Here is a 17,507-nt window from a genome sequence, read left to right as displayed (position 1 = left end):
CGACCTGACCAACGCCGGCCTGCTCTGCGGCTTCCACCACCGCTACGCCCACGCCACCGGCGCCACCGGACAGCTCATCAACGGAACAGTCGTCTGGGACACCAGGCCACCAGGCAGCAACCCACCAGACCCACGCACGAGCGACCTCGCCCTCCCACCGCACCGACGAGACCACCTCATCGCACGCCTCGTGCGGCAGTGGGTCACACCCGGACGCGAGTAGAGGACGCGAGCAGAGCCCTACGCGACCAGGTGAACGTCGTCGTCGACCACGACTGCACCGAGCGCGGCTGGAGCCACGGTCCCGCGACCTCGACGTGATCGCGGTGCGAGAGACGCGGGGCCGGCACCGGGGGTGGACGGCCGGCCCCGCGTCACCCGGCTCAACGACGCGGGGAGCCGGAGGTTACGGGTGGGATCGAGGAGATGTCTGCGGTGCGTCGGTCCACGACTCCCAGAGCGCGGCGTAGGGGCCGCCGGCGTCCACCAGCTCGTGGTGGGTGCCGATCTCGGTGATCCGTCCGTCCTCGACGACGGCGACCCGGTCGGCGTCGTGGGCGGTGTGCAGCCGGTGGGCGATCGCGACCACCGTGCGGCCGTCGAGCACCGCTGACAGCGAGCGCTCGAGGTGCCGCGCGGCGCGCGGGTCGAGCAGCGACGTCGCCTCGTCGAGCACCAGCGTGTGCGGGTCGTTGAGCACGAGCCGGGCGAGCGCCACCTGCTGCGCCTGCGACGGCGTGAGCTCCAGGCCACCCGAGCCGACCTCGGTCGCCAGCCCCTGGGGCAGTCGCTCGGCCCAGCCGAGGGCGTCGACCGCCGACAGCGCCTCCCGCAGCTCCTCGTCCGACGCTCCCGGCCGCGCCAGCCGCAGGTTGTCGGCGAGGCTCCCCACGAAGACGTGATGCTCCTGCGTCACCAGGGCGACGTGCCCGCGCAGCTCATCGAGCTCGAGGTCCACGAGCGGCACCTCACCGACCTCGACCCGCCCCACGCGGGGCCCGTGGATCCCCGCGAGCAACCGCCCGAGCGTCGACTTGCCGGCACCCGACGGCCCGACCACCGCGAGACGCTCGCCGGGCGCGAGGTCGAGGCTCACGCCGTCGAGCACGTCGTGCCCCGCGCGGTAGGCGTACCGGACGTCGCGCGCCGAGATCTCGGTGCCGTTCGGCCGAGCACCGGTGGGCGTCCGGTCGTCGGGCACGTCGCCGATGCCGATGATGCGCGCGAAGGACGCCGCGCCCACCTGGATCTCGTCGAGCCACGACAGCAGCTCGTCGACCGGCCCCATCAGCTGGATGACGTACAGCGTCACGGCCGTCACCTGGCCCGCCGTGGCGTGCCCACCCCAGGCCAGCCAACCGCCCCAGAGCAGGATCACCGCGACCGGCAGCACGTACCCGATGTCGACGCTCGGGAACCACACGCTGCGCAGGAACAGCGTGTAGCGCTCGGCGGCGTAGCAGTCGGCGAGGTTGGCGTCGACGGTGCGGCGCCGCTGCGGCCCGAGACCGAGCGCCTCGACGGTGCGGGCGCCGTCGACCGTCTCGGTGACCGTCCCGTTGAGCACCGCGTACGTCGCCCCCTCGCGCAGGTAGCCCGCCGGTGCCCGCTTGAGGTACCAGCGCGACCCGACGGCGAGGATGGGCACGGCGATGAGCACCGGCAGCGCGACGAGCCAGCCCGCGGTGAACGTCGCGACGAGCGTGAGCACCGTCGTCATCGACGCCACGAGCACCGTCGGGACGGCGAAGCGCACCGTGTGCGAGAGCTGGTCGACGTCGCGGGTGGTGCGCGTGACCAGGTCGCCGGTGCCGGCGCGCTCGACGGTCGACAGCGGCAGGGCGACGACGCGGTCCATGAACTGCTCGCGCAGGTCGGCGAAGACCTGCTCGGCCAGCACGAACGACTGTCGTCGCGCCGCCCAGGTGAGCGCCGTCTGGACGAGGATCGCCGCGGCCAGCACCGCCGCGACCCGGTCGACGTGGCCGAGGGTCGCCCCCGTCCGCACCGCGTCGACCAGCCGTCCGAGCAGTGCCGGCCCGGCGAGCCCGGCCAGCGCCGCGACCGCGTGCAGCCCGAGCACGGCACCGAGCCCACGCCGGTGCTGCCCCAGCAGCAGTCGCGCCTCGCGGCGCACGCTCTCGCCGCCAGCCACCGGCAGCTTGGTGTCGGTGGGGGCCGGGCCCTTCGTGGTCTCGCTCATGCGTCGTCCCCCCTGGTGACGGTGTGGGCGTACGCCGGCTCGCCTGCCAGCAGCTCGCGGTGCGTGCCCTCGGCGACGACGGCCCCGTCGCGCAGGAACACGACGTGGTCGGCGTGGTCGAGCAGCAGCGGGCTGGCGGTCATCACCACGGTGGTGCGCCCGGCGCGCTGCTCGCTCAGCCGCGCCGCGACGCGAGCCTCGGTGTGCGCGTCCACGGCGCTCGTCGGCTCCACGAGCACGAGCACCGGGGCGTCGGTGAGCAGGGCCCGAGCCAGCGAGAGCCGCTGGCGCTGGCCGCCGCTGAACGACCGGCCGCGCTCCTCGACGTCGCTGTCGACGCCGTGGGGGAGCGCCTCGAGGACGTCGTGCGCGGCCGCCGTGTCGAGCGCGGTGTGCAGCGCGCGGTCGACGTCGCCGTCACCCACCCGCGCCGCGGCCAGCAGCTGGCGGCGCAGCGAGCCGGTGAACAGCCGCGGCTCGCTCTCGCTCACCACGACGTGGCGGCGCACGGCGGCCAGCGGCAGCAGGTCGATGCGCTGGTCGCCGAGCTGCACCGGCGCGCTCGGTACCTCGGCGAACCGGCCGAGCCGGTCGGCGAGCGCCGCGGTCTCCTCCGGTCGCGCCGAGACCACCGCGGTGAGCCGGCCCGGCGTCACCGTCACACCCGACAGCGGGTCGTGCAGCGGGGCGTCGTCGAGCTCGGCGCGTGCGCCGTTCGTGCGGTCGACGACCTGCGGGCTCACCCGCAGCACGGCGATGATCTTGCGGGCGCCGATCCAGGCGCGGGTCATCTTCTCGACGGCCTCGGTGGCCGTGCGCAGCGGCGTCACGAGGAACGCGGAGAGCCCGTAGAAGGTCACGAGGTCGCCGACCGAGATCGTGCCCTCCACGGCCAGCCGGGCTCCCAGCCAGGTGACGAGCACGACGAAGATGCCGGGCAGCAGCACCTGCGCCGCGTCGAGCGCCGCCTGGACGCCCGCGACCCGCACGCCCGAGACGCGCACCGCCTGCGAGCGGTGGCGGTACCGGTCGACGAAGGTCTGCTCGCCGCCGATCCCGCGCAGCACGCGCAGCCCGGCGACCGTGTCCGCGCCCAGCGTGGTGAGCCGGCCGGCCTCCTCGCGCTGAGCGGCCTGGCGCCGCTGCAGAGGCCGCACGAGCAGCCCGAGCGCGCCGGTGAGCACCGGGACGCCGACGAGCACGAGCAGCCCGAGCGGCACCGACGTGCGCAGCAGCACCACCGCGACGACGGCGTAGCTCACGACCGCGCCCGACAGCCGCGCGGTGATGTCGAAGGCGCCGCCGAGCCGCATCGCGTCGTTGGTGACGGTCGACACCACCTCGCCGGTGGGGATGGTGCGGGGGAGCGCCTCGCCGACGTCCGCGGTGTGGTGCCCCAGCAGCTGCGCGGTGCGAAAACTCGCTTGCAGCCAGTTGCTGACGGCCGTGCGGTGCCGCATCACCCCGGACAGCGACTGGACGACGGCGAGCACGGCCACCGCGCCCGACCACAGCAGCAGCGCCCCGCCGTCGTGGGCGACGACACCGTGGTCGATGCCCCGACCGACCGCCACCGGCACCAGCGCCTGGGCGACCATCCAGGCCACGCCCCACACGATGCCGATCGCCAGCGTCCCCTTCTGCTGGCGGCCGACCCAGAGCAGGAAGCGCCCGGGGCCGGTGAGGTCGGGCGTGCCGGGGTCGGAGTAAGGCAAGGGGCGCACGATGGACCACGGTACGTCCCACCGCTGACGGGTCTCCACGGCATTTCGCGTACCGTCGAACCCGTGCTGCGCACCGCCTTGCAACCACGATGGCTCGCCCTGTTGGGCGCGGTCGTCGTCGTGGCCGTCGCGTTCGGCTGGCTGGGGTCGTGGCAGCTGGGGGTCGCCCGCGACCGCGGCGCCGAGAAGGCCCGGCGTGAGGTGGCTGCCCGGCCGCCCGTGGCGCTCGCCCAGGTGCTGCAGCCCCAGCAGCCCTTCGCGACCGCCGCCGACGGGCGCCAGGTCGTCGCCCGCGGCAGCTACGACCCGCAGCGACAGGTGCTCATCGCCCACCGGTTGCAGGGCGGTACCGACGGGTGGTGGGTCGTGGGCGCGCTGCGCACGGACGCCGGGGGTTGGCTGCCCGCCGTCCGCGGCTGGGTGCCGTCGCCGGACGACCCGCGCGCCGCTGCGGGCACCGCACCCACGGGACCGGTCGAGGTGCGCGGTGTGCTGCAGCCCGACGACGCCCCGGTGGAGGACGCCGCCCCGCTGCCGGACGGTCAGCTCGCCGCCCTCGACGCGGCCGACCTGGTGAACCGCTGGGGCTCGCCCATCTACAACGGCTTTCTCGTGGTGACGCAGGAGGCGCCGGCCTCGGGAGCCACCCTGAGCGCCGTCCAGCCCGAGCGCGTGCCGCCCCCCAAGCCCCAACCGGGCGGGCTGGCCTGGCGCAACGCCGCCTACGCCGTCCAGTGGTGGGTCTTCGCCGGCTTCGCCTTCGTGCTGTGGTGGAAGATGGTGCGCCAGGACCAGCTCGAACAGCGCGCGGCCCCGCGTGAGAAGGTCAGCGTGTGACCCCGCGAGTGAAGTCCGCGCTGACGCGGTTCAAGATCATGGCCTTCGTGGTGGGCGTCGGGCTGCTCATCCTGTGCGCCGAGATGGTGCTGCACTACGGCTTCGACAACGACGCCCTGACCTGGTGGAGCCCGATCCACGGCGTGCTGTACATGCTCTACCTGGTGGCGACAGCCGACCTCGGCCTGAAGGTGAAGTGGCCGCTCACGAAGATCCTTGGCGTGGCGCTCGCCGGCGTCGTGCCGTTCTTCTCGTTCATCATGGAGCGCAAGGTGGCGCGTGAGGTCGAGGGCCGCGACGCCGATACGCTGGCTGCGTGACCGAAGCCCCCTTGGAGTCGCGCCCCGTCCTCGTCGTCGACTTCGGCGCGCAGTACGCCCAGCTCATCGCCCGCCGCGTGCGCGAGGCCAGCTGCTACAGCGAGATCGTGCCGCACACCATGCCGGTCGAGCGCATGCTGGCCAAGCAGCCCTCGGCGATCGTGCTGTCGGGCGGCCCGAGCAGCGTGTACGCCGACGGCGCGCCGGCGGTCGACCCGGCGCTGTTCGAGGCGGGCGTGCCCGTGCTCGGCATCTGCTACGGCTTCCAGGCCATGGCGCGGGCGCTCGGCGGCGACGTCGCGCACACCGGCCAGCGCGAGTACGGCGGCACGCCGGCCCGCGTGCAGCCGCAGGACTCCACCCTGTTCCACGGCCAGACCGACGAGCAGTCGGTGTGGATGAGCCACGGCGACAGCGTGCAGCGCGCGCCCGAGGGCTTCCGGGTCACCGCCGAGACCGTGGGCACGCCGGTCGCGGCCTTCGAGAACGACGAGCGCCGGCTGTACGGCGTCCAGTGGCACCCCGAGGTCGTGCACTCGACGTTCGGGCAGCGCGTGATCGAGAACTTCCTGGCCCGCGGTGCCGGGCTCGAGCGATCGTGGACCACCGCCGGTGTCGCCGAGGAGCTCGTCCAGCGGGTGCGCGAGCAGATCGGCGACGCGCACGTCATCTGCGGCCTGTCAGGTGGCGTCGACTCCTCCGTGGCCGCCGCGATCGTGCAGAAGGCGGTGGGCGACCAGCTCACCTGCGTCTTCGTCGACCACGGTCTGCTGCGCGACGGCGAGGCCGAGCAGGTCGAGCGGGACTTCGTCGAGGCCACCGGCGTGGCCCTGAAGGTGGTCGACGCCTCCCAGAAGTTCCTCGACGCCCTGGCGGGTCTCACCGACCCCGAGGAGAAGCGCAAGGCGATCGGGCGCGAGTTCATCCGCACCTTCGAGCAGGCCGCGCGCGAGGTCGTCGGCGAGGCGGCGTCCGACGGGCACCCCGTGAAGTTCCTGGTGCAGGGCACGCTCTACCCGGACGTCGTCGAGTCCGGTGGCGGCGAGGGCGCGGCGAACATCAAGAGCCACCACAACGTCGGTGGCCTGCCCGACGACCTGCAGTTCGAGCTCGTCGAGCCGCTGCGCACGCTGTTCAAGGACGAGGTGCGCGCGGTCGGCCTCGAGCTCGGCGTGCCCGAGGGCATCGTGTGGCGCCAGCCGTTCCCCGGCCCGGGTCTCGGCATCCGGATCGTCGGCGAGGTGACCGCCGAGCGGCTCGCGACGCTGCGCGCCGCCGACCGCATCGTGCGCGAGGAGCTCACCGCCGCCGAGCTCGACCGCACCATCTGGCAGTGCCCCGTGGTGCTGCTCGCCGACGTCCGGTCGGTCGGCGTGCAGGGCGACGGCCGCACCTACGGCCACCCCATCGTGCTGCGCCCGGTGTCGAGCGAGGACGCCATGACGGCCGACTGGACTCGCCTTCCCTACGACGTCCTGGCCCGCATCTCGACCCGGATCACCAACGAGGTGGCCGAGGTCAACCGCGTGGTGCTCGACGTCACCAGCAAGCCGCCGGGCACCATCGAGTGGGAGTGAGCCACTGGCCAGTGACCTGGCCGTTCCTGCTCCGACGGTACCTACAAGTACGGCTCGCGGCCGCTGTTTGAGTTGGGTGTCGAGCCTAGCCGCACCCGATCACTCGCTAGGCCGAACGTGCGGTCTGGGGTTTCGACGCCCGTCTAAGGTCCGATCGTGTCGGTCGAACTTGGCAAGATGAGGTCGGAGCGGCTCGCGAGGCCCAGGTGAGGCCCATGGCCGAAGTCGCCCCAGGGAGGATCCGACGTGCCCAAGCGCGAGCGTGGCCAGTTGCTGCCGAACGCCGACGTGTTCACCCTGGACCTGAACGCTGCACTGCTCGCTCAGCTGCCAGCCGCCTTGGAGGGGCTGGAGACCGCCCCACTGACGAAGGAGAACCTCGCCAAGCTTGGACCCGAGCACGGCGTGTACCAGTTGTTCCACCAGGGACAGCCGGTCTATATCGGCAAGTCCAAGCAGGCGCTGCGCAACAGGCTGGGCCAGCACCTCAACCGATGCTCCGGACGGTACAACATCGACCTGGCAGACATGTCGTTCCGGTGCCTTTACGTCGACAAGTTCGTCGACTCCGCCTCGCCGGAATCCGTGCTGATCGAGCGGTACCAGGCCCAGGGCAAGGCCCCGTGGAACGTGAAGGAGGGATTCGCCCCGAAGGACGTGGGGCGAGGCCGCCCCGACGGGCGGCCAGGCAAGTGGTACCTCGACCGTCCGGTGCGCCACGATTGCGTGATCGAGGTCGATGGAGCCGGGGAGCCCATGCCGATCGAGCAGGCGCTGTTGGCGATCAAGAACGCGGTGCCCTTCGATCTGTTCAAGTTCGCCTCTCAGCGCAGCCGCCTGCCGAAGGACCAGGCGATGACCGAGGACTACGTTGGTCGAACCGTCACGTTGGCTTCCGGGCCTTCGCCTTTGATGGACCACCTCGCCAACGTCCTGCATCAGCTGCCACCCGGCTGGCAGGCGTCGATCATTCCCCAGGGCGTCTTCGTCTACCGGGAGAGCGTGGACAGCCCCTGGAACATCGACGGGTGGCGACGAACGGAGACGGGGCTGGTGGAGCTGTCGCCTGGGGACTGGCATTCACAGCTGGCACAGGACTCAGGCGGCGACACGCCGCCGAGCGTCTGACCTGCGTGTTCGCTAGCGGGAAGGTCCGGTCGACTCGGCTGTGGGTGGTGCCTTCTACTGTTTACCCGTGCCGTCGAACCCCGCGCCGAAGCGCAACAGAGTCCGTGAGGTGGGCACGTCGGTGGAGTTGTTCGCCGGCGGCGGTGGCCTGGCGATGGCCCTGCACGACGCGGGCTTCCGCCATCTGCTGGTCAACGAGTTCGCCCCCCGCGCATGCCAGACGCTGCTGGCCAACAAGGCGGCGCCGCATCGTGATGAGGCACCGCTGCCCAAGCGGCTCAGCGACAAATGGCCGCTGATCCAGGGCGACGTGCGCGAGGTGGACTTCACCGGGTTGACCGGCCAGGTCGACCTCCTGGCCGGTGGGCCGCCCTGCCAGCCGTTCAGCCTCGGCGGCTTGGCGCGCGGGGACACCGACGACCGCAACGGCTTCCCGTGGTTTTTCCGAGCGATGCGCGAGATCCAGCCCAGAGCGATCCTGTGCGAGAACGTGATCGGGCTGATGCGGCCCTCGTTCCGCGACTACTTCGACTACATCACCCGCGAGCTGTCCGCCCCGTTCGAGCAGCGGGTCGAGGGCGAGTCCTGGGTCGACCACAACAAGCGGCTGGTTAAGACCCTGGCGCACCCGAACTCCGACCCCAGCGAGCGCTACGACGTGCACGTGGTGCCGGTCAACGCCGCCGACTACGGCGTCCCGCAGTTGCGCCGCCGGGTGCTGATGGTGGCCTTCCGGCGCGACCTGGAGATCGAATGGCGACCGCCCAGAGCTACCCACTCCGACACCGCGCTGGCGCACGCGCTGGTCGACGGCTCGTACTGGGACGAGCACGATATGGCGCCCCGGCCCGACGCGATCCCGGCTGTCCTCGGCCCGGTCGACGGTCTGCGGCGCTGGCGCACGCTGCGAGACGCGATCCGTGGGCTGGGGGAGCCGGGGCCGGACAAGGTCGAGCACCCGGACGTCGACGCCCACATCCGCTGGCCGGGCGCGCGGATCTACGCCGGCCACACGCCCAACCTGCTGGACAGGCCGGCCAAGACCGTCAAGGCGGGCGTGCACGGCGTCCCCGGAGGCGAGTCGGTGATGCGGCTGGACGACGGCTCGATCCGGTACATGACCGTGCGCGAGACCGCGCGGGTGATGACCTTCCCGGACACCTGGAAGCTGGCCGGTCCGAGGGGGGAGCAGATGCGCCAGCTGGGCAACGCGGTGCCACGACTGCTGGGGGAGGTCTTCGCCACCTCCGTGGCGTCGGCGCTCCGAGGCGCGCGCTGAGCGGTCGTCGGGGCGAGTCCTGGGCCTCCAGCGAGGCGGCCCGACGGGTGATGGTGGGCAACCGCCGTCGAGACACCCGTCCAGAGCTGGCGCTGCGCAAGGCCGTGCACGCGCTGGGCCTTCGGTACCGAGTCGACGTCGCGCCGATGGTGGGGCTACGCCGTCGAGCCGACCTGGTCTTCACCAGGGCCAAGGTGGCGGTCTTCCTGGATGGTTGCTACTGGCACGGGTGCCCCGAGCACCACCGGCCGGCCCGGGTGAACGCCGTGTTCTGGGCGGACAAGATCGAGGGCAACCGACGTCGTGACGCCGACACCGACGCCCGTCTCGCTGAGGCGGGATGGGCGGTGGTGCGGGTCTGGGAGCACCAGGACCCGGTGGCTGGCGCGCAGCAGGTGGCCGCCGTGGTCCGATCGAGACTCAGTCCCGGTCGCTGATCGCGTCCAGAGCGACGCCCAGCCGAGCCAGCGTCTGGCGGCGCTGGTCCGGTGTGACGGCCAGCAGGCGCGATGTCCTCCATCGAGGGCCAGTCGAGATGGATCAGGGCGAGCAGCCGTCGGTCCTCGACGTCCGGGCGGCCGATCGCCTCGGCGAACCGCTCGGCGGCCGCCACGGGCCGGCCGCGTTCTCTCGGGCGAGTACGAGTGGCTCAGACTCTGGTCCACTTGAGTCGGCGCCTCTGGCCAGCACTCAGACGACCATCGGGCCGGTGGGGACGTAGTGCTCGAGCTCCTCGACGTAGCCCTCGGCGACCATGGCGCCAGCGGCCAGCTAGCAGCATATCCTGGTGGCCGGGCAGGTGCACCGCTGCAGTACCGCGTTCTCCTCGCCCACACCGATCCAATAGCGAACGCCTATCCCGGTGCTCGACGAGACCACGAACTCGTCTTCGGCGAGCCGCACCGGCAGCGGTCGAGCAGCTCGTGTGTCTAGGCGCGCACGGCACGCGAGATGGCGACGTTGGCGCCGGTCAAGGCGGCTGGCCGCGGTCCCGGTCGCGAAGGTCGTCGACACCAACGGCGCGGGGGATGCGTTCATGGCGGGGTTTCTGCACGCCACGCTTGACGGTTCGCCTGTGCCGCAAGCACTTCGGGCGGGCGCGCAGCAGGCCGCCCGATCCCTGGGTACGCCGCACCTGAGCCCCTTGCTCGACACGGTGCTCTGACGCGTCAGGTCTGGGCGCCCCACAACGCGGCGTCCGTGCGGTCGGCGCCCAGGCGGTCGACGTAGCGGCCCGTGGTGCTCACGGCTGACGGCGACCGGCGCAGGTCGACCCAGCGGTAGGCCGGAGCGGTGGTGATGCCCGACGGCACCCAGTCGAGGCGGCCGCCGCGCCAGCGGCCGGAGGCGTCGCGCACCAGCTGCACGCGCACGAGGAGGCCGCGGTAGGTGTCGGGGCGCTGAATGCTCTGCGCCGCGATCGCGTTGCCGAGGCCGTAGACCACCCACTTGCCGTGCAGCCGCTGCACCGGCTGCACCACGTGCGCGTGATGGCCGTAGACGAGGTCGATGGCGGGGTCGGCGAGCAGCTGGTCGGCCAGCGAGCGCTGCTCGGCGGTCGGGTCGTGGTGGTACTCGGTGCCCCAGTGCAGCGCCACCACGACGACGTCGGCGCCGGCGCGGCGGGCGGCGTGCGCGTCGCGCCGGATGCGTGGGGCGTCGATGAGGTTGACCCGCCAGCTGTGGTCGGGCGACTTGCCGTTGAGCCCGTAGGTGTATGAGAGCAGCGCCACGCGCGTGCCGCGGACGTCGAAGGTGAGTGGCCGACCGGCTTCGCGCGACGAGCGGGCCGAGCCGGTGTGCCGCAGCCCGGCCGCGTCGAGGTCGTCCAGCGTGCGCTGCACACCGGAGGGTCCGGCGTCCATCGTGTGGTTGCTGGCGGTGGTGCACGCGTCGTAGCCGGTGCTCCGCAACGCCGTCGCGATCTGCGGGGGCACCGAGAAGCTCGGGTAGCCGTGGAACGGCCCGGTCGGCGGGGCGAGCGGTGTCTCCAGGTGGCAGAAGGCCAGGTCGCCGGACGCGAGGAAGGGGCGCTGGGCTGCGAGGATCCGGGTGAAGTCGTACCGGCCGCCGCCGCCGTCACGTCGGGCCTGGGACCACAACGGCTGGTGGAGCAGCACGTCACCGGTGACGGTGATGGTCACGCAGGCCGTGCCTGGGCACGGCCCGCCCGGCGTCGACGACGCCGTGGGGGTCGGCGTGGGGGTCGCGGTAACAGTCGCGGTGGAGGTCGCGCTGGTGGTGCGCTCGGGCGTTCCCTGCGACCGCGGGAGCTCGGGGCGGGCGGCCTGGCACGCGCTCACGGCGAGGGCGAGCACCACCGCGGCGGCGAGGCGGCGGTTCGTCACTGCCGCAGCCTAGGCAGGTGAGCGCCGTGTGCGCGGGCTATTCGACCAGACGCACCCGGAACAGCGCCTTCCACACGGGATCGGGGGAGGAGCTGACGTACTGCTCGTTGAGGTAGTAGGCGATCGCGGTGCCGTGACCACCGCCAGGGCCGGGCACGCAGGTGAACGTCGCATGCCGGTCGCCGAAGGTGTCGACGACGATCTGCACCGTGCACGTGGGCAGGTGCGAGTCGGCCGTGGCCTCGGCGTCGGCGACCAGTCCCCGCTCGGCGCTGGGGCGGCTCGTCGCCTGGGTGTGGAAGCGCCCCCTGCCCTGGTAGCGGCACGTGGTGGAGGTGCGGTTGCGCGCGGCCCAGCCGAAGGCCTCGGCGCAGCCCTTGGCGGGGCCGACTCCGAGCTGGATGACCTGCTCGATGCCCGCCGTGAGCGCGTAGTAGCTGTCGGGGTCGGTGCGGATGGTGAGGGGGACCACGTCGCGCGCGGCGGCTGCGGCGGCCAGGGCCGCGGCGTCGGCGCCCTTCTGGGCCTGCCCGCGGGTGTCGGAGGCCTCACCGAAGCCGAACATCGCGAGTGCGGCGGCGAACACGACCAGCACGAAGACGACGAGGGGCAGTGCGATCTGCCCCTCGTCGCCTCGGTGCACGGCGCTCATGGTGCGCTGGGTGCGCTGGGTGCCGACCGGCTCACGCACCGCCGCGCGTGGTGATCTTGTTGAACGCGTCGACGAGCTTGTCCTTGAGCAGCGTGTCGATGTTGGACGCGAACAGGGCGGTCATGATCAGGCCGATCAGGACGGCGATGCCGACGTACTCGAGCGTGCCCTGGCCGCGCTCGCGGCCCTCGCGCACGACGTGCAGGCGGGCCTGGGTCTCGGCGGCGATGCGGTGCAGGAGCGTCATGGGTTTCCCTTCGGTGCGGCCCGACCGGGCCGGCGGGTGTGCGGTGCTGACGAGCACGACTCTGCCGAGGCGGCGCCGGGTCACCCAGGGCACGCGGGCCCAATCGCGGGCCCAAACGCCTNCCAACCAGCAGCCCAACCAGCAGCCCAACCAGCAGCCCAACCAGCAGCCCAACCAGCAGCCCAGTCACCGGCGCAGCCACACGCTGACGGCCTCGGCGCGCGAGGTGACGCAGAGCTTGGCGAAGATCCGGTTGACGTGGTTCTTGACCGTCTTCTCCGACAGGAAGCAGGTGCGGGCGATCTCGCCGTTGGTGCGCCCTTCGGCGATGAGCTCCATGACCTCCTGCTCGCGCTGCGACAGCCCCCAGGTGCGCCGCGGCGCGGACTGCGCGGGCGTTGCGGTCGCCGATACCGAGCGGGCGAGCATGCGCCCGGCGGCCGGTGACAGGTGGGCGCCGCCCGCGGCCACCGTGCGGATCGCGGCGACGATCTCGTCGACGTCGAACTCGCTGTGGACGACGTAGCCGCGGGCTCCGGCCGCCAGCGCGGAGGCGATGATCTCCGGCTCGTCGGAGTGGGTGAGCATGAGCACCGGCACCGTCGCCGCGATGGCCTGGGCCACGGCGATGCCGTCCACGTGAGGCATGCGGACGTCCAGCAGGGCCAGGTCAGGACGCAGCTGGTCGACCATCGCGAGGGCCGCCCGACCGTCGGGCGCCGACCCCACGACGCTGAGCCCCGGCACGGTCGAGAGCAGGTTGCTCATACCGGCGCGCACCACCGGGTTGTCGTCGGCCACCACCAGGCGCAGGGGAGCGACCGGTGCGGGCTCACTGGTGAGGGGCCCGGGTGCGGTGCTCACGCGGGCACCGTCCGCGGCAGCTCCAGCACGACCTGCGTGCCGGGGCGGTCGACCTCGCCGGGCCCGGGCACGACGCTGAGCGCACCGCCCGCGACGCCGGCCCGCTCGGTCATGCCCAGCACCCCGTAGTGCCCCTCGCGCACCCCGGGGCGGCGCTCGGACAGCCCGGCGCCGTCGTCCACCACCTCGAGGTGCACGGTGTGCTCGTCGCCGGTGAGCCGCACCAGCACGTGCCGGGCGCCGGCGTGGCGCCGGACGTTCTCCAGGGCCTCGTCCAGCACGCGCAGCGCGGCGATGCGGGCCGCCGGAGCGAGGTCGGCGACGCCTGCCGCGGTGAACTCGGCGGCGATACCGGTGGCGTCCTGCCACCGCCGCACGCGGTCGGCGACGGCCTGCAGGAGCGGCGCGCTGTCGTCGTCGCGGCGCAGGCCCGTGAGCACCTCCCGGGACTGCGCGAGCGCAGTGCGCGCGGCCTCCTCGAGGTCGCGGGCGAGCTGAGCCAGGCGGGGATCGGATCCCTCGGCAGTGCGGGCCAGCGCGGTCGACTGCAGCACCACACCGTGCAGCGTCGAGCAGACGCCGTCGTGCAGGTCGCGCGCCAGGCGCGTGCGCTCGTTGGCGGTGGCGGCAGCGCCCTCGGCGGCGACCGCCGCGTGCAGGGCGTCGGCGAGCCGGTCGTGGATCTGTCGGAACGCCCCGCCGGTGAGCGTGAGCAGGACGTAGGCCGCGAGCAGCCCCAGGGTGCTGGCGCGGACGGCGCCGTGCGGCGCCTCCAGCGTCTCGATCAGCAGCGTGCCCGCGCACAGCAGCGTGCAGACCAGCGTGGCCGCGAGGTGGTTGACGAGGAAGCCGACGAGCACGGCCGAGGTGACGGTGTAGGCCACGAACGGTGACGGCAGCCCGGCGTAGGCCAGCACGACGAGGCTCGTGACGACGTCGAGCGCGGCCCATCCCGGGTGGCGGCGCACGTGCGGGGCGATGGCGTCCCACCGCAGCGCGAGCAGCGCGGTACCGGCCACGAGCAGCGTGAGCAGCGCCAGCTCCAGCACGCTCGGCCCGTGGTGACCCCACGCGAGCACGACGGGGTAGAGCGTGAGGATCCGCAGCAGGATCAGCACGCGCACTGGGCCGCTGACCTCGTGCTCAGCCACCGAGGTTCCCCAGGTCGACGCCGGACGACAGCAGCAGCGACACCACGAGCAGCACCAACGCACCCGGCACCATCACCATCGTGACGACGAGCGCGACCCGCGGGGAGGTGCGCGAGGCCTGCTGGCGGGCCCGTTGCGCGGTGGCGCGCCGCATCTCGACGGCGATCTGGTCGAGGGCCTCGGTGAGGGGCGTGCCCAGCTCCTCGGCCTGCAGCAGCGCGACGACGAACTGGTCGAGCGCCGCGGAGTCGTTGCGGCGGCGCAGCCGCTCGAACGCGGTGCGTCGGGCCTCGCCGACGTCCATCTGCCGCAGGGTCTGGGTGACCTCCTCCGACAGCGGACCCTCGTAGCGGGCCGCGACGCGCTCCAGCGCGGCCCGGAACGACAGGCCGGCGCTCACCGTGACCGCGAGGACGTCCAGGAAGTCGGGCAGGTCGCGGTCGATGGCGCTCTGGCGAGCCTTGCGTGCCGAGCGCAGCGCGAGGTCAGGAATCGCCCACGCGCCGGCCACGGCGAGCAGCGCGAGCAGCCACTGGCCGCGCAGGACGAGCACGAGGGCTCCGGCGCCGAAGATGGCGAGCAGCCGGGCTTTGCGCTCGAGGTAGGACTGCAAGGTCAGGCCGTCGGGGTTGCCGGCCTGCTGGATGCGGCTGCGCGTGCGCTCGAGCCGCTGCGCGCCGAGCGCGCTGGCGAGCACCGGTGCCAGGCGGCGGCCGAGCGCCCCGAGCGGACCACCGGAGCGCTCGATCTGCTTGCGGCTGCGCACGAGCGCGAGGTCCTCGACCTCCAGGCCGTCGAGCGGGTCGCTGCGCAAGCGGGCGTAGCCGCGCACCGCCGTCCACGCGCACGCGGCCGCGAGCAGCGCCATGAGCACGGGGCTGCCCAGGACGCCGGTCACGACTCGATCCTCGTCATGCGCCGGATCAGCAGCAGGCCGCCGGAGAAGCAGAGCACCGCGAAGGCGAGCGCGCCCTGCCCGATCAGCGACGTCGTCACGATCTTCAGCAGGCCGGGGTGCAGGGCGTTGAGCAGGAACAGCAGGCCGATGCCCATGGCCACCACGAGGTACCCGGTGTACGTGGCCTGCGTGACCAGCGTGCGCACCTCGCGCTTGAGCTCCTTGCGGTCCTCCAACGTGCTGGCGATGTCGCGCAGCGCGCTGATGAGGGAGCCGCCGGAACGGCTGGAGATCACCAGCGTCCCCACGAGCACACCGAGCTCGCGGCCCGGCAGGCGCTCCTCCATCTGCTGCAGCGCGGCCTCCAGCGACGTGCCCACCGACATGGCGCGCGCGCAGCGCTGGAGCTCGGTGCGGGCCGGCTCGGCGAGCTCCTCACCCGCCATCTCGATGGCGGTGCGGATCGACAGCCCTGCGCTGGTGGCGTTCGACAGCACGCGCGCGAGCTCGGGCATCTGGGCGACGAAGGCCTGCCGCTGGCGCTCCTCGCGCCACGAGAGCACCGACTTCAGGCCCCGCACCGCTGCCAGGCCGAGCAGCACCGCCACGTGGATGGCGACGAGGAACGACGCGAGCGCCGTCGCGACGAGGAACACCGCGACGGCGATCGCGACCGCCTCGGCCGGCAGCACCGCGTCGAGTCCGGCGCCGGCGAGGCGGTTCTCGAGCGTGCGTCCCCAACCGGTACGCCGCACGTAGCGGTTCGGCGATCCCGCGAGCAGCCCGCGCACCCCGACCCGCCCGTACCGTCCGGTGTCGCCGACGAGGGCGCGGTTCTCCGCGACTCCTCGCGCCACCGACCACACCCCGAGCACCGCCACGAGCAGGCTGAGTGCGAGCAGCGAGAGCGCCGCCTCGGGACGCATCAGCTGGCCCGCCGGATCTGCAGCTCGCCCGGATCCAGGGCCGGGCGGAACGTCGCCGGCAGCACCTCTCCCGCCAGCTCGAGGCGCTCGGTGAGGTCGCGGGGCAGCGGGTGGTGGCTGAACCGCCCGCGCACCACGCGGTCGGCGGCGAGCGGTTCGGCGTCGAAGCGGACGATCGTCGCGAGCGCGAAGTCCTCGCGACGGCGCGAGGCCACGGCCGCGATCTCGCTGACCCGGCGCGACCCGTCCGCGGCCCGCGAGAGCTGCACCACGACGTCGACGGCGTTGTTGATCTGGTCGCGCAGCGCCTCGAACGGGATCTTGATCTCGCTCATGCTCGCGAGCGTCTCCAGACGCATCACCGCGTCGTCGCTGGAGTTGGCGTGCACCGTGGCCATCGACCCCTCGTGGCCGGTGTTCATCGCCTGGAGCATGTCGAGGGTCTCGCCGCCTCGCACCTCGCCGACGATGATGCGGTCGGGGCGCATGCGCAGCGAGTTGCGCACCAGCTCGCGGATCGCCACCTGGCCCTTGCCCTCGATGTTGGCCGGTCGGGACTCCAGCCGGATCACGTGCTCCTGCTGCAGCTGGAGCTCGGCGGCGTCCTCGATGGTGATGATGCGCTCGTGCTCGGGGATGAAGCCCGACAACGCGTTGAGGATCGTGGTCTTCCCGGTGCCGGTGCCGCCCGAGACGATGACGTTGCAGCGGGCCCGCACCAGCGCGCCCAGCAGCAGCGCGCCCGCCTCGTCCAGTGCCCCCTTGGCCACCAGCTCGGCGAGGGTGTAGGCGCGCGGGAAGCGCCGGATGGTGAGCATCGGCCCGTCGAGCGCGAGGGGCGGCACGATGACGTTGACGCGCTCGCCGGTGGCGAGGCGGGCGTCGACCATCGGGCTGGACTCGTCGACCCGCCGGTTGACGCCGGCGACGATGCGGTCGATCGTCTGCATCAGCTGGTCCTCGCTGGCGAAGTGCGCGTCCAGACGCTGCAGCACTCCGGCCCGCTCGACGAAGATCGTCTCGTGGCCGTTCACCATGATCTCGGTGACGCTCGGGTCGGCGAGCAGCGGCTCCAGGATGCCGAGGCCGAGCGCCTCGTCGACGACGCGCCGGATGATCGCCTGGCGCTCGCCGCTCGACAGGATGGGACCCTCGCGGCTGAGCAGGTGCCCCATGACGCGCTCGAGGCGCAGCCGGCGCTGCCCGGCGTCGAGCTTGCTGAGCTCGCCGAGGTCGATCTCGTGCAGCAGCAGGCCGCGGTAGCGCGCGACGGTCTGGGCGTGCGCGTCGGCGTCGCTGGCCGCACCAGCGGGGACGTTCGTCGGGGTGCTGAGCCGGTCGAGCAGGCCCACG

18 protein-coding genes are annotated in these 17,507 nt (G+C 72.8%); 8 read left to right on the top strand and 10 right to left on the bottom strand.

Annotated features, from left to right (window positions below; all coding sequences use genetic code 11):
• Positions 1-223: hypothetical protein (locus ASD06_RS19615; RefSeq protein ID WP_056675401.1), on the top strand; the 223-nt coding region annotated here is incomplete at its 5' end.
• Positions 224-406: 183 nt separating this feature from the next.
• On the opposite strand, the gene ASD06_RS07945 is transcribed toward ASD06_RS19615, so the two are convergent.
• Together ASD06_RS07945 and ASD06_RS07940 are read right to left on the bottom strand one after the other, a co-directional pair.
• Positions 407-2,203 (bottom strand): ABC transporter ATP-binding protein, encoded by a 1,797-nt coding sequence (locus tag ASD06_RS07945; RefSeq protein WP_056675397.1) that lies wholly within the window; start codon positions 2,201-2,203, stop codon positions 407-409.
• On the bottom strand, positions 2,200-3,927 hold the full coding sequence (locus ASD06_RS07940; RefSeq protein WP_056676376.1) for an ABC transporter ATP-binding protein: 1,728 nt from the start codon (positions 3,925-3,927) through the stop codon (positions 2,200-2,202). The genes ASD06_RS07945 and ASD06_RS07940 overlap by 4 nt, the downstream gene beginning before the upstream one ends.
• Positions 3,928-3,990: 63 nt before the next feature.
• On the opposite strand from ASD06_RS07940, the gene ASD06_RS07935 reads away from it, so the two are divergent.
• The 7 genes from ASD06_RS07935 to ASD06_RS19980 all read left to right on the top strand — a co-directional run bounded on the left by ASD06_RS07935 (position 3,991) and on the right by ASD06_RS19980 (position 10,233).
• Entirely contained in the window at positions 3,991-4,764 is a 774-nt protein-coding gene (locus ASD06_RS07935; protein WP_056675394.1) for an SURF1 family protein, read from the top strand.
• Positions 4,761-5,084 (top strand): DUF3817 domain-containing protein, encoded by a 324-nt coding sequence (locus tag ASD06_RS07930; protein WP_056675391.1) that lies wholly within the window; start codon positions 4,761-4,763, stop codon positions 5,082-5,084. Before ASD06_RS07935 ends, ASD06_RS07930 begins: the two co-directional genes overlap by 4 nt.
• Positions 5,081-6,661: a glutamine-hydrolyzing GMP synthase gene (guaA, locus tag ASD06_RS07925; protein WP_056675388.1), complete on the top strand. Its 1,581-nt coding sequence runs from the start codon at positions 5,081-5,083 to the stop codon at positions 6,659-6,661. Before ASD06_RS07930 ends, guaA begins: the two co-directional genes overlap by 4 nt.
• A gap of 246 nt (positions 6,662-6,907) precedes the next feature.
• Positions 6,908-7,789 carry a GIY-YIG nuclease family protein gene (locus ASD06_RS07920; RefSeq protein ID WP_056675385.1) on the top strand — a complete coding sequence of 294 codons (882 nt, stop codon included), beginning with the start codon at positions 6,908-6,910 and terminating at the stop codon, positions 7,787-7,789.
• A gap of 121 nt (positions 7,790-7,910) precedes the next feature.
• The gene (locus ASD06_RS07915) at positions 7,911-9,068 is read left to right on the top strand and encodes a DNA cytosine methyltransferase (RefSeq protein ID WP_200941968.1); all 1,158 of its coding nucleotides are present in this window, start codon (positions 7,911-7,913) and stop codon (positions 9,066-9,068) included.
• Positions 9,065-9,505, top strand: coding sequence for a very short patch repair endonuclease (locus ASD06_RS18850; RefSeq protein ID WP_369853708.1), 441 nt, complete (start codon positions 9,065-9,067; stop codon positions 9,503-9,505). Before ASD06_RS07915 ends, ASD06_RS18850 begins: the two co-directional genes overlap by 4 nt.
• 425 nt (positions 9,506-9,930) lie before the next feature.
• Positions 9,931-10,233 (top strand): PfkB family carbohydrate kinase, encoded by a 303-nt coding sequence (locus ASD06_RS19980; protein WP_200941967.1) that lies wholly within the window; start codon positions 9,931-9,933, stop codon positions 10,231-10,233.
• Positions 10,234-10,237: 4 nt separating this feature from the next.
• Here the strand turns inward: ASD06_RS19980 and ASD06_RS07905 are convergent, their stop codons facing one another.
• The 8 genes from ASD06_RS07905 to ASD06_RS07865 form a co-directional block, all read right to left on the bottom strand.
• A complete protein-coding gene (locus tag ASD06_RS07905; protein WP_082537841.1) occupies positions 10,238-11,416 on the bottom strand; it encodes a CapA family protein in 1,179 nt (392 codons plus the stop codon).
• 37 nt (positions 11,417-11,453) lie between these two features.
• Positions 11,454-12,107, bottom strand: a complete 654-nt coding sequence (locus ASD06_RS07895) for a pilus assembly protein TadG-related protein (protein WP_056675372.1) — start codon at positions 12,105-12,107, stop codon at positions 11,454-11,456.
• Positions 12,100-12,315, bottom strand: coding sequence for a hypothetical protein (locus tag ASD06_RS07890; RefSeq protein WP_056675370.1), 216 nt, complete (start codon positions 12,313-12,315; stop codon positions 12,100-12,102). The genes ASD06_RS07895 and ASD06_RS07890 overlap by 8 nt, the downstream gene beginning before the upstream one ends.
• Before the next feature lie 186 nt (positions 12,316-12,501).
• Entirely contained in the window at positions 12,502-13,179 is a 678-nt protein-coding gene (locus ASD06_RS07885) for a response regulator transcription factor (RefSeq protein WP_056675367.1), read from the bottom strand.
• A complete protein-coding gene (locus ASD06_RS07880; RefSeq protein WP_056675364.1) occupies positions 13,176-14,330 on the bottom strand; it encodes a sensor histidine kinase in 1,155 nt (384 codons plus the stop codon). The genes ASD06_RS07885 and ASD06_RS07880 overlap by 4 nt, the downstream gene beginning before the upstream one ends.
• The gene (locus ASD06_RS07875) at positions 14,323-15,228 is read right to left on the bottom strand and encodes a type II secretion system F family protein (RefSeq protein ID WP_200941966.1); all 906 of its coding nucleotides are present in this window, start codon (positions 15,226-15,228) and stop codon (positions 14,323-14,325) included. Before ASD06_RS07875 ends, ASD06_RS07880 begins: the two co-directional genes overlap by 8 nt.
• Entirely contained in the window at positions 15,225-16,154 is a 930-nt protein-coding gene (locus tag ASD06_RS07870) for a type II secretion system F family protein (protein WP_056675361.1), read from the bottom strand. Before ASD06_RS07870 ends, ASD06_RS07875 begins: the two co-directional genes overlap by 4 nt.
• On the bottom strand, positions 16,154-17,506 hold the full coding sequence (locus ASD06_RS07865; RefSeq protein WP_056675358.1) for a CpaF family protein: 1,353 nt from the start codon (positions 17,504-17,506) through the stop codon (positions 16,154-16,156). Before ASD06_RS07865 ends, ASD06_RS07870 begins: the two co-directional genes overlap by 1 nt.
• Position 17,507 lies beyond the last annotated feature (1 nt).

Source organism: Angustibacter sp. Root456, assembly GCF_001426435.1.
In the GTDB taxonomy this organism is placed as follows: Bacteria; Actinomycetota; Actinomycetes; order Actinomycetales; family Angustibacteraceae; genus Angustibacter.
Note: the sequence above shows the minus strand (reverse complement) of the source record. Positions and strands in the feature narration are given on the sequence as shown.